The sequence below is a fragment of the Shinella sp. M31 genome (genome assembly GCF_049199205.1).
GTDB lineage: Bacteria > Pseudomonadota > Alphaproteobacteria > Rhizobiales > Rhizobiaceae > Shinella.
This window is the reverse complement of record NZ_JBLZPH010000004.1, coordinates 148421-159490: the sequence shown is the minus strand read 5'-3', so window position 1 is coordinate 159490 and position 11070 is coordinate 148421. Positions and strand designations below refer to the sequence as shown.

General features: G+C 61.3%; 9 protein-coding genes and 1 pseudogene. 5 read left to right on the top strand and 5 right to left on the bottom strand.

Going from position 1 to position 11070, the window contains the following annotated elements; genetic code table 11:
• Positions 1 to 325 (bottom strand): annotated as a pseudogene (locus tag ACOZKU_RS01215) (sugar phosphate isomerase/epimerase); the annotation flags it as partial.
• Between the two features lie 188 nt (positions 326 to 513).
• On the opposite strand from ACOZKU_RS01215, the gene ACOZKU_RS01210 reads away from it, so the two are divergent.
• Both ACOZKU_RS01210 and ACOZKU_RS01205 read left to right on the top strand, forming a co-directional pair.
• Positions 514 to 1860, top strand: a complete 1347-nt coding sequence (locus ACOZKU_RS01210) for an ROK family protein (RefSeq protein WP_421577308.1) — start codon at positions 514 to 516, stop codon at positions 1858 to 1860.
• Positions 1861 to 1870: 10 nt separating this feature from the next.
• Positions 1871 to 2884: a substrate-binding domain-containing protein gene (locus ACOZKU_RS01205; protein ID WP_421577307.1), complete on the top strand. Its 1014-nt coding sequence runs from the start codon at positions 1871 to 1873 to the stop codon at positions 2882 to 2884.
• A 142-nt stretch (positions 2885 to 3026) separates the two neighbouring features.
• Here the strand turns inward: ACOZKU_RS01205 and ACOZKU_RS01200 are convergent, their stop codons facing one another.
• Positions 3027 to 3353 (bottom strand): ArsR/SmtB family transcription factor, encoded by a 327-nt coding sequence (locus tag ACOZKU_RS01200; RefSeq protein ID WP_421577306.1) that lies wholly within the window; start codon positions 3351 to 3353, stop codon positions 3027 to 3029.
• A 75-nt stretch (positions 3354 to 3428) separates the two neighbouring features.
• Here ACOZKU_RS01200 and ACOZKU_RS01195 point away from each other — a divergent pair, with 75 nt between their 5' ends.
• Positions 3429 to 4625 carry an MFS transporter gene (locus tag ACOZKU_RS01195; RefSeq protein ID WP_421577305.1) on the top strand — a complete coding sequence of 399 codons (1197 nt, stop codon included), beginning with the start codon at positions 3429 to 3431 and terminating at the stop codon, positions 4623 to 4625.
• Between the two features lie 323 nt (positions 4626 to 4948).
• On the opposite strand, the gene ACOZKU_RS01190 is transcribed toward ACOZKU_RS01195, so the two are convergent.
• Both ACOZKU_RS01190 and ACOZKU_RS01185 read right to left on the bottom strand, forming a co-directional pair.
• The gene (locus ACOZKU_RS01190; protein ID WP_421577304.1) at positions 4949 to 5158 is read right to left on the bottom strand and encodes a hypothetical protein; all 210 of its coding nucleotides are present in this window, start codon (positions 5156 to 5158) and stop codon (positions 4949 to 4951) included.
• 30 nt (positions 5159 to 5188) lie between these two features.
• The gene (locus ACOZKU_RS01185; protein ID WP_421577303.1) at positions 5189 to 5413 is read right to left on the bottom strand and encodes a hypothetical protein; all 225 of its coding nucleotides are present in this window, start codon (positions 5411 to 5413) and stop codon (positions 5189 to 5191) included.
• A gap of 211 nt (positions 5414 to 5624) precedes the next feature.
• On the opposite strand from ACOZKU_RS01185, the gene ACOZKU_RS01180 reads away from it, so the two are divergent.
• Together ACOZKU_RS01180 and ACOZKU_RS01175 are read left to right on the top strand one after the other, a co-directional pair.
• A complete protein-coding gene (locus ACOZKU_RS01180) occupies positions 5625 to 8180 on the top strand; it encodes a PAS domain S-box protein (RefSeq protein WP_421577302.1) in 2556 nt (851 codons plus the stop codon).
• The gene (locus ACOZKU_RS01175; RefSeq protein ID WP_421577301.1) at positions 8177 to 8548 is read left to right on the top strand and encodes a response regulator; all 372 of its coding nucleotides are present in this window, start codon (positions 8177 to 8179) and stop codon (positions 8546 to 8548) included. Before ACOZKU_RS01180 ends, ACOZKU_RS01175 begins: the two co-directional genes overlap by 4 nt.
• A gap of 145 nt (positions 8549 to 8693) precedes the next feature.
• Here the strand turns inward: ACOZKU_RS01175 and ACOZKU_RS01170 are convergent, their stop codons facing one another.
• The gene (locus tag ACOZKU_RS01170) at positions 8694 to 10883 is read right to left on the bottom strand and encodes an ATP-binding protein (RefSeq protein ID WP_421577300.1); all 2190 of its coding nucleotides are present in this window, start codon (positions 10881 to 10883) and stop codon (positions 8694 to 8696) included.
• Positions 10884 to 11070: the final 187 nt, after the last annotated feature.

Here is an 11070-nt window from a genome sequence, read left to right as displayed (position 1 = left end):
CGGCAGCGCGATCCGCCGCGCGGACGACGCGCGCCAGTTCCTCCGGCAGGATATCGTCGAAAATGAAGTTGCCGCCGGCATAGGTGGCGACCAGCGTCAGGCCGTTGTCGTCAAGCAGTCCTCGCATCTCGGCGGCGGTGAAATCCAGCAGATTGCCGTCGAACAGCTCGACACCTTCGTAGCCGGCTACCGCGATATCGGCAAAGGCGCGACGCATATCGCCGAAGGTCCGATAGGCAAGGTTGGTGATCGACGTGACGCCAACGGCATTCCCGCCGAGGCTGCCCCAGCAATTCGCATGATAGGCGAGCTTGAACTCCGACATCGGCGCCTCCTCCCATTGACAATCTCGACTTTAGTGACGTCGTCTTACGGCGCCAAAAATTCTATGTCAATAATTTATATGCATATCATGGCAGTCTTTTGCAGATTTAATGCAGAAGTGAAGTGTTGCCAGTCGAAACAAGCGGCTTTATCAAGAGGGGAAGGCGAAGCCGCCAGAAAGGATCATTCATGCCGACGACGGCGACCGAGCAGACCGATGAGCATACCCGCCGCAAAGGCCGTCCGCGGGTGTCCGAAACCGCTGCCCCCAGCCTCGTCGACATTCTCAACCTTGTGCGCACCGAGAAGGCCAACACTCGCCAGGCAATCGAACGACACAGTGAACTTGGGCGCGCCGTGGTCGCCGATCGGCTCGGAACACTCGGCGAATTGGGCCTCATCGATGAAAGCGAGCTCGGCACCGCCACCGGCGGTCGCGCGCCGCGCCTCGTGCGGTTTGCCGCGGATCGCGGCCGTATTCTCGTTGCGACCCTCGACCAGACCGCCTTCGGCGTCGGCATTGCCGATCTCGCCGGCTCCCTGCTCATGGAGCATCATGAGGCGGCCGAGCTGACCCAGCCGGTTTCGGCCCTGGCCGAGCGGCTGATCACGCTTTTTCGCTGGATTCTCGAGCGGCAGGCAGATCCGCAGCTCTATGGCATTTCCATTTCCGTTCCCGGTGCGGTGCCGGATGGCGGGGGAGCGCTCTTCCAACGCAGCACGCCCGGCATCCTTCCTGGCTGGGAAAGCTTTCCGCTCGTGGAGACACTCATAGCAACCTTCAATGCTCCGGTCTGGCTGCGCTCCAGCGTTGAAACGATGACGATGGGCGAATTCCATGCGGGCGCCGGCCGCAACACCATGCTGTTCGTCAAGGTCGGCAAACGCATCGGCGCCGGCCTGGCAAATGACGGCGCGCTTTTCCGCGGGGCGCAGGGTGCCGTCGGCCTTATCGGTTCCGTTCCCGTGACGGTGGGCGACAGGACGGGCACGCTGGAAGCCATGGCCGGTTCCGACCACATCGCCCAGGCCGGCAAGGTTGCAGCCGAACATGGCGCGAGCCCCATCCTCGCCGAGCAGATGCGACGCGCCGGCGACATAACCGCCCTCGACGTCGCTCAGGCCGCCCAAATGGGCGATGCTGCGGCAATCGACATTCTCGCGCAAAGCGGCAGGCTGATCGGCCAGGTTGTCGCAACCCTGGCCAACATGCTGAACCCCGCGCTCATTGTCCTGTCAGGCTCGATTGCCCAGACCAACGACATCCTTCTTGCCGCCGCGCGTGAGGCGATCTACGGCGCCTGCCATCCGCTGGTGAGCCGGGACATGCAGATCATTCGTTCGCAGATGGGCAGTTCGTCCGGGCTTGTCGGGGCCGCCATCATCGCGACGGAGGGACTGTTCGCCCCTGCCATGCTCAGGGACTGGATAATGGCCGGCCGGCCCCAGGCGCACTCGCTCTTCCAGCAGGTGAAGGACGAGATCGCCCGAAGGAACACCATGGTGGGGGACACCATGCGGCCGCCGGATGTTTGAGGAGGAAGCAATGGCGATTACTGGTCTCGGCCCTCACGGAGAGCGGGCTTCAGCGCCCGAACGGGTACTGCTATTGCCGGAAGACATGGCGCGGGCGCGGGCAAGCGGTTTTCGCGTCGCGATCGTGCTCCATACGCTTGCCAGCGACTGGGCCAAGCAGCAGCTCTCCGGCATCGTTGGCATGCTGGGCAATTGCGGCGTCGCGGTCATCGACGTGGTCGATTGCGCCTTCACGCCGGCGGTGCAGATCGAAGCGCTCGAGCGGTTGATCGGCGAAGCGCCGGACGCCATCATATCGCTGCCCGTCGCCAATTCCAAAGTGGCAGCGGCCCACACGGGCGTCTCGGCGAGTGGCATAAAGCTCGTCCTGCTCGACAACGTGCCAACCGGCCTTCTTCCGGGCAAGGATTATATCTCGCTTGTCTCGGCCGACAATTTCGGGCTCGGCAAGATCGCGGCGGAAGGCCTGTCGCCACATCTGCCCGAAGGCGCGGAGGTCGGCGTGCTCGGCTATGATGCCGATTTCTTCGCAACGAACGAACGCGAAATCGCCTTCGTCAAGTGGATGCAGATCAACCGTCCGGATGTGACGCTGCGTGTGCGGCGGTTCCCTGCCCTTTCGGAAGTCGCCAAGACCACCCGCAACCTAGCCGAAGCCCATCCCGAGCTTGCCGGCTTTTTCGTCGTCTGGGACACGCCGGCGATGACCGCCGCCCACGTTCTCGAAACGATGGGCCGCAGGATTTCCATGGCGACGGTGGACCTTGGCCAGGAGGCTGCAATCGGCCTTGCCACCAACGAGCCGCTTGTTGCCGTCGCCGCCCAACAACCCTTCCGTCAGGGCGAAACCGCCGCCTGCATCGTCGTGACAGCCCTGCTTGGCCGGCAGGCCCCAGCCTGGGTGGCCCTGCCCGGCCTTGCCGTCACGGAACGCAATGTCGTGGAATGTTTCCAGACCGTCTGGCGCATGCCCGCGCCGCGCGAAGTTCTCCGCAAGCTCAGCCTCGTCGGCCCTGCAAAATAACGAAACACCGCTGGACGTCCTGCATCAGGGTGGACCAGTTCCGCTTTCCCCTTCAGAGTTATTTACCCAAGGCGGCCTGAAGCCTCAGCAATCTGTGTTGCTGCCGCCGTAATCTTCTGGCTCCATTCAGTGAGCCCTCAGCCTAGCGATCGCCGGACGCCTTCAGCACTGAGCCGATCAGTCCCGGAAACCGCGCCTCCAAGTCTTCATTTCGTAGGCTGAGACGACGGCCACGCCCCAAGGGTTCGTTGCGGATGACGCCGGCCTCACGCAGCACCTTCATCAAATGCGATTTGGTCGATTTCGGCATCGAGGGATCGGAAAGATGACATTGCGCCATATCGAGCGGCCCGCCGGAAAGCTGGCGTACGATTTCCAGGCGCGCCGGATCGCTCAATGCGAAGAGCACGTCGGTTAGCCGCAGGTCGTCACGGCCGGGATGCGGCAGTTCGGTGTTTTCAGTCGCCATGGTTCGAATCTAGTTGAACAGTCAGGGAAATGACAGTACATATTAGTTCGAAATTATTCGAACAATAGGTGCCGCGTGACCGACATAACGCTCCCCATGCCGCTGCGTAGCCGGGCGGGCTTCCGCATCACCCTTGCGGGGATGGCCGTTATGATGGCGGGCGCCAGCGCGCCCTCTCCCTTCTATCCCATGCTACAGCAGGAGATCGGCTTTTCGGCGGCGACCCTGACGGGCATCTTCGCCGTCTATACCCTCGCCCTCCTCGCCTCCCTGCTGATCATGGGTTCGCTATCGGACCATATCGGCCGGCGTCCGGTGATATCGGGCGGCTTTGCCGTGATGGCACTCAGTGTCGCGCTGTTTTGGCATGCGGGCGACGTACAGGGCCTGATGGTCGCGCGGGTGCTGCAGGGCATCGCCGCCGGCCTGTTGCTTTCGGCCCTTTCGGCCGCCGTCGTCGATCTCGAGCCGAAGGACAAGCCCGGCAGCGCTTCCGTGTGGAATTCGGTCGTCCCGCTCGGCGGACTTGCGGCAGGCGCACTTGTGGCGGGGATTCTCATGGATGTGACCGACATGGCGGAAGCGGACGTCTTCGGTACGCTCGTCGCTGCCTACGCCTTGTTCGCCGGCCTGATCTGGTTCATTCCAGAGACCGCACCGCGCCACGAAGGGGTCTGGGCCTCGCTTCGCCCGCGCATCGGCGTACCGGCAACGGCCGCCAAGGCGTTCTGGCGCAGCGCGCCGGCGGTTGTAGCCGGTTGGGCGACGGGTGGGCTCTATCTATCGCTCGGTGCCCCCATCGTTCGGCATGTGTTCGGCGCCGAGGACCACGCGACACAGGCAATCGTAATCGTGTTGCTTTGCGCGGCCGGCGCCATTGCCTGCTATATCGCCCGCGGCCATTCCTCCCGGCATGTGACCCTCTATGGAACCGCTGCCCTCGCCATCGGGACGGCGTTGACGCTTGGCGCAATTGCTTGGCAGTCCCTCCCCGTCTATCTCGCGGCCCTCACCATTGCCGGAACGGGCTTTGGCACCTGCTTTTACGGTGTGCTGCGTTCCATCGTGCCGGTCGTGGCACCCGAGGAGCGGGGCGAACTCTTCGCCGCCCTCTTCACCTTGAGCTATCTCGCCTTCGGCCTACCCACCCTGCTTGCAGGCATGTCCATCAGCGTATTCGGCCTGACGCCGACAACGCTGGGCTACGGCGCGCTGATCGTCCTCTTCTCGGCAATGGCGGGGCTGCTGCGGAAGTTTCGAACGCGGGATTGATCAAAGTGGCTCGTTCTGCGAGCGCGAAGACCTCATTCTCGCTCGCAGGCTTTTTCACCAGGCAAAGCTGACAAAACAACGCGGGGCGAAGGAAATCGCTCACCCAGGTTTGAACAGACCTTTGCCGATAGCCTACCGCTCCAGCTGCCGCCGCTTCTCGACGAGGAAATCGACGAAAGCGCGCAGTTTGGCCGGCATCTGGTCGCGCGAGGGCATGTAAGTCGAAGATGTACCCGGCCATCATCAGCGCGTTTGACCTCGTCGAAGGGCGCCGTCATTTCCAGCGTTTCAAAATTTACGCCACTCCCAGGCTCATGAAGCGTCTAGTCGACAAGCGCACCGAGATCGCGGAACACCAGGAGCTGATCCGCGACCTCCTCACCATCGGCGATGACGCGGAAGGCCTTTCCTTGGGCCTTCAGTTCCTGCGCGGCTTTGAGCGCATCCGGGTAAAGCAGTTTCGGCTCGTCGCGGGTGTCGGTTCCCTCGTGATCGATCGAGCTGAGGGCAATCACCTGGAATCTGGCCGTCATTTGTTTCTCCTCTTCATTGCGAAACCGGGCCTAACCTTCATTTCCGTCTGACACGAAATCGTCTGGGACCGCCGCACTCGCCTTGCGCAGCGACTCCGCCTGATCGAGCCACTTCCGCCGCAAGACGTTCTCTATGGCAAAGGCAATCTCTTGCGCGCTCCAGCCGGCCTCCTCCATCTCCAAGACGAGGGCGGTCAGCTTGTCATCGATGGTGGCGTGGAGCTCATCTGTGTCCGGATCGTGCTGCGCGTTCATGCTTTAGCCTCCTGATGCGGGTAGTTTCGGGATTTTCCATCCTCGATGGCCGCCCGAGCAGAACGCAGCAGCGCTTGTTGTGTTTCCATGATCGCACTGGAGGAAAAGTTTCCACATGATGGAACCAAGTGTCTCGACGAGCGTTTGCCACAGCCGGATTCTATTTCTTTGCACTTGTGCAAGGAGATCGCGAAACCGCTTGGGGTCCTCAATGCCGAATGCCGAACACCAGCCGCAGCAACAAAGCGAATACGAAGCCATCATCGCCGGCGGCAGATTTGTTCTCGATGCCATACCAACCGCAGTCTATGTCTGCGACCGCGACGGGTTCGTCGTCGCCTACAATGCGGAAGCCGCTCGTCTTTGGGGCAGGCATCCCTCTCGTGAGGGGCGTCGGGACCGCTTCTGCGGATCGTATCGTCTCTATCTTGCCGACGGAACACCCCTGCCTCACGAGGCCTGTCCGATGGCGGCCGCCGTCCGCACGGGCCAGGAAATACGCAACGGCGCGGTGATGATGGAGCGGCCAGACGGAGCGCTTTTTGATGCGCTCGTGAATGTCCGGCCGCTGCGCGGTCGCGATGGCGGGATCGAGGGGGCGATCAATTGTTTCCAGGGCGTCTCCGCCCAGAGAACCCGCAAACGGGAAATCCAAAATGCCGTCGATCTGGAGGATTTCTTCGACAACGCCGCTATAGGACTCCATATCGTCAGCAATGACGGGATCATCCTCAGGGCAAACAAGGCCGAACTCAACCTGCTCGGCTTTGCGGCCGAGGACTATATCGGCAGGCATATCTCGGAATTCCACGTGGACGACTGGGCAATTGCCGACATACTGGACAAGCTTCAACGCGGCCACAACCTCGATCGATATCCCGCAAGATTGCGCGCCAAGGACGGCCGCATCAAGCATGTGCTGATCACCTCGAATGGCCGTTTCGAAGACGGGAAGTTCACGAATACCCGCTGCTTCACGACGGATGTCACCGATGTCCACGAGGCGGAACGCGCGCGGCGCGAAAGCGATGAACGTCTTGCGGCAACCTACCAGGCCGCGACGATCGGCATCGCGGAGGCGGACGCCGACGGACGCCTCTTGCGGGTGAACGAGGCACTGTGCCGGATGCTCGGGCGTTCAGAAGAAGAATTACTGGCGATGACGTTCCACGACTACACCTGTCCTACCGATAGGGAGGAGGACCGCGCCTCCTACGCGCGGCAGGCGAACGGCGAATTCGACAGCTACATCCTGCGCAAACAGGCGTTCAAACCGGATGGAACGCCTGTTTATCTTGATGTGCACAGCTCGTCCGTACGGGATGCCGAAGGGCGTTTTCGTTACGGCGTGCGCGTCCTGATCGACGTTACCGACGCCAAGCGCATGGAAGATCGCATTCGCGAGAACGAGAGGAATTTTCGCGATCTGCTCGAAGCGCTGCCGGCCGCCGTCTATACGACGGATGCGGAGGGTCGCATCACCTTCTTCAACCGGGCGGCCGTGGAAATGGCGGGGCGCGTTCCGGCCCTGGGCGACGAATGGTGCGTCAGCTGGCGGCTCTATCGGACCGATGGCAGTTTTCTGCCCCATGACCAATGTCCGATGGCGATCGCCATCAAGGAGGACCGGGCAATTCGTGGCGAGGAAGCGATCGCCGAACGACCCGACGGAACGCGTGTGCCTTTCATTCCCTACCCGACACCCTTGCATGACAGCGGGGGCAAGCTGATCGGCGCCATAAACATGCTGGTCGATATTTCCGATCGGAAAAAAGCCGAAGAATATGCCGAGCGGCTGGCGGCGATCGTCACCTTTTCCGACGATGCGATCGTCAGCAAGGATATTCACGGCGTCATCCAGACATGGAACAAGGGTGCGGAGCGGGTCTTCGGATATGAGGCGGCGGACGTGGTGGGCAAGTCGATCACCATTCTGATCCCGCCGGATCGTCAGGACGAAGAGCCGGAAATCCTGGCGCGCATCTGCCGTGGCGAGCATATCGAACATTATGAAACGGTGCGCATGCGCAAAGACGGCGGCCTTCTCGACGTCTCCCTGACCGTCTCGCCCTTGAAGAACGGCGCGGGGCAGATTATCGGCGCCTCGAAGATCGCCCGGGACATTACGGAGAAAAGGCAGGAGGAGCGACGCCGGCAGATCCTCGTCAACGAACTGAACCACCGGGTGAAGAACACGCTGGCCACGGTGCAATCGCTGGCCTCACAGACGTTCCGCAGCGAGCGTGACAGTCAGGCCTTCCGGCGCTTCGAAAGCCGACTCGTTGCGCTTGCCAGGGCGCACGACCTTCTCACGCAGGAGAGCTGGGAAGGCGCTGACATCAACGAGATTGTGCAACGCTCCTTCCGCGCCCTTTGCCCGGAACCCGGCAGACGCCTTCAGGTCTCCGGATCGGCCTTCCGGCTGCCGCCAAAACTCGCCCTCTCCCTTTCGATGGCGCTTCATGAGCTCGGCACCAATGCTCTCAAACACGGCGCACTGTCGAGCGATGCCGGCAGGGTCTCGGTTCAATGGAACGTCGGCGGAAACGAGGGCAGCCGGAGGCTCTCTCTTGCATGGAGAGAGCTGGACGGACCGAGCGTGACAGTTCCCGACAGAAAAGGCTTCGGCAGCCGTCTTCTCGAACAGGCCTTGGCCCGTGAACTGGACGCACAGGCCGTTCTCTCGTTTCCCGCATCCGGCGCCGTCTTCACGTTGGATGCGCCCGTGCCCGATATGCACCCCGCCAAACGGAACGAATATACATGACCCCTATCGAAAGGAAGCTGCGCATCTTTGTCGTCGAGGATGAAGCCTTAGTCGCGATGCTGATGGAAGACATATTGCTGGACCTCGGCCATGAGGTGAGCGCCATCGCTTCACGTCTGCATCAGGCTTGCGAGATAGCGCAGGCGGGCGCCTTCGATCTGGCGATCCTCGACGTCAACCTCGACGGTAAGCCAAGCTATCCGATCGCGAAAACCTTGCGAGAACGCGGTATTCCCTTCGCTTTTGCCACCGGCTATGGCGGCATGGGACTTGAACAGCCCTTCACGGATGTTCCCACCCTTGCGAAGCCTTACGTTTCCGAAGATGTCCAGCGCCTGATCATGGGGCTTATGCCAAGCATACCCTGATTGAGTTCACGCTGAACAGGCGATCCGACGCTCCATTTGCCGGCTAGAGCATTTCCGGTGAACACGGGTTCACCGGAAATGCTCTAGGCTCTTGTTTTGCCGCATTATCCGACGCCAAAGCGACTTCGCTTTGGCTGGAAATGCTCTAGCCTCTCCGATCAAGGATATCCCTGATGCGCACCGCCAGGTCCTCAAGCGAGAACGGCTTGGTCAGGAGATGCACGCCCTTGTCCAGGCGGCCGTGATGCACGATGGCATTCCGGGAATAGCCGGTCGTAAACAGTGCGCGCATATGCGGATAGATTTCCCGCGCTTTCGCGACAACGTCCGCTCCGCTCATGCCGCCAGGCAGGACGACGTCGCAGAAGATCAAGTCGATCTTGCTGCCGCTGACGAGAATCTGCAGGGCTGTGGGTCCATCCTTGGCTTCCAGGACATGGTAGCCGAGCTCCTGCAGGGACTCCACCGAATAGGCGCGAACATCCGGATCATCCTCGACAACCAGAATGACCTCTCCGGACGCCGCCTCCGGAATGACGATATTTTCGATGACGTCCTCTGCAAGGCCATCGGCCGTCATCCGCGGGAGGTAGATCTTTACCGTCGTGCCCTCGCCCAGCTCCGAATAGATCTTCACATGGCCTTTTGACTGTTTGACGAAGCCATAGACTTGGCTCAAGCCCAATCCGGTGCCCTTGCCCTGATCCTTGGTCGTGAAGAACGGCTCGAAGACACGCGACATCGTCTCGGCATCCATACCCGTTCCGGTATCCGAAACGCAGATGGCGATATATTGCCCCGGCAAGATTTCCGCATGCAGCGCGGCATAGGCCTCGTCCAGATGGGCGTTGAACGTCTCGATCGTCAATTTCCCGCCGTCGGGCATGGCATCACGGGCATTGATCGCGAGATTGAGCAACGTACTTTCCAGCTCGTTTGGATCAGCTTCCGTTTTCCAAAGCCCACCGGCCAGCACAACCTCGATCTGATAAATCTCGCCCAGGGTTCGATAGAGAAGATCCGACATGCCTCTGATAAGGCTATTGGCATCGATCGGCTTGGGATCGAGCGGTTGGCGGCGGGCAAAAGCGAGAAGTCTTTGTGTAAGGGCGGCTGCGCGCCGCGCGCCGGTCATGGCCTGTGTCGCGGCACGACGCAAACGGCCGGCTTCGGGCGGCAAGTTTCGGCTCAACGTGTCGAGATTACCAACGATGATCTGCAGCAGATTATTGAAATCGTGAGCGACGCCCCCCGTCAGCTGGCCGATCGCCTCCATCTTCTGGGCCTGTCTCAGCGCCTCGGCATTCTGCGTAAGTTCCTCCGTCTTTTGCTTGACGAGATGTTCTAGATTGGCGTTGAGCTCTTTCAGAGCCTCTTCGGCACGCCGCCGTTCAGCCAGTTCGCGATGTGCCGCCTCGTTGAGGCGCGCGTTATCCATTGCGACTGCTGCCTCGCCGGCCAGCCCGGCTAAGCCGGTTTCCGAGGCGTCGTTGAAGACGCCGACATCGGCATGTCCGAAGAAGAGCCCTCCGATCACGTCGCCGGTGCGGGAGATCACGGGCACCGCAAGGTAACTGCGGACCGGCAGGTGACCTTCCGGCATGCCTTGGCGAGGCGCGTTCTTGCCATAGCGCGGGTCTTTCGTGATGTCGTCCGAACGAACGATGCCTTCGCCAAGAAACGTCGGAGCAAAGACCTGCGTGTTGCGGGGCATAGGAAATTTCGAGAATGCCTCGCGCGGTACGCCGGACAGGGTGTAGAGCGTGTAGCTCTCCCCCGCCGTATTGATGACATTGTAGAAGAACGCGCCGAATTGCGCGCCGGTGAGTTCGACACCGGCATCGGTCACCAGCTGGACGAGCTTGTCCAAATCGTTCTCACGCGCCAGCGCCGCGCCCGCGCGATTGAGAATCTCAAGCGCCCGTGTCCGCTCATGCAACGCGATTTCGGTGTCCCTCTGCTCCGTGCGGTCGCGCAGGATCTTGACGAAGCCGACCAGCCGGCGCTGCTCATCCAGCATGGGGGTGGTTTCACCGACCGCCCAGATACGATCCCCGCCCTTCGTCAGTCGCCATCCTTCGCCGCTTCCCCTGCCGTTTAATCGAGCATTCTCAAGCTCGGCTGCGAGAATGGACGCCGGCCCGTCCTCCGGCGGGAAGATCGTAACCAGCGTCTTTCCAAGCATCTCGCCCTCAGACCAGCCAAGCAGCGTCTCGGCGCCCTTGCTCCAGCCGGTTATCGTGCCGTTGACGTCCAGCGTTATGATGCCGGTATCGATTGCACTGTCGAGAATCTGTTGGAAGCGTTCGGCCGGAATGCGGGAAGCAGTGTTCATTCTGGATTGCGCTCTTGGAACGGGACGAAGCGCAATTTCGCTCCAAACGCTTCCTGCGTAAAGAGCCCGTCAAGGCCGGATGACGATGCCGGCCGCCGGGATCGCACGATGGTTACGAGTCTGCCGGGGAAACGGGTTCCACTATGAAGGTCAACCAGCCGCCATTGCCTTCGAGTGGGAAATGGAC

Excerpts from the sequence above, each read along its gene's own strand:
- ACOZKU_RS01190 (WP_421577304.1), bottom strand. The coding sequence starts at position 5,158 with ATGACGGCCAGATTCCAGGTGATTGCCCTCAGCTCGATCGATCACGAG.
- ACOZKU_RS01200 (WP_421577306.1), bottom strand. The coding sequence starts at position 3,353 with ATGGCGACTGAAAACACCGAACTGCCGCATCCCGGCCGTGACGACCTG.
- ACOZKU_RS01170 (WP_421577300.1), bottom strand. The coding sequence starts at position 10,883 with ATGAACACTGCTTCCCGCATTCCGGCCGAACGCTTCCAACAGATTCTC.
- ACOZKU_RS01205 (WP_421577307.1), top strand. The coding sequence starts at position 1,871 with ATGGCGATTACTGGTCTCGGCCCTCACGGAGAGCGGGCTTCAGCGCCC.
- ACOZKU_RS01210 (WP_421577308.1), top strand. The coding sequence starts at position 514 with ATGCCGACGACGGCGACCGAGCAGACCGATGAGCATACCCGCCGCAAA.
- ACOZKU_RS01175 (WP_421577301.1), top strand. The coding sequence starts at position 8,177 with ATGACCCCTATCGAAAGGAAGCTGCGCATCTTTGTCGTCGAGGATGAA.
- ACOZKU_RS01180 (WP_421577302.1), top strand. The coding sequence starts at position 5,625 with ATGCCGAATGCCGAACACCAGCCGCAGCAACAAAGCGAATACGAAGCC.
- ACOZKU_RS01185 (WP_421577303.1), bottom strand. The coding sequence starts at position 5,413 with ATGAACGCGCAGCACGATCCGGACACAGATGAGCTCCACGCCACCATC.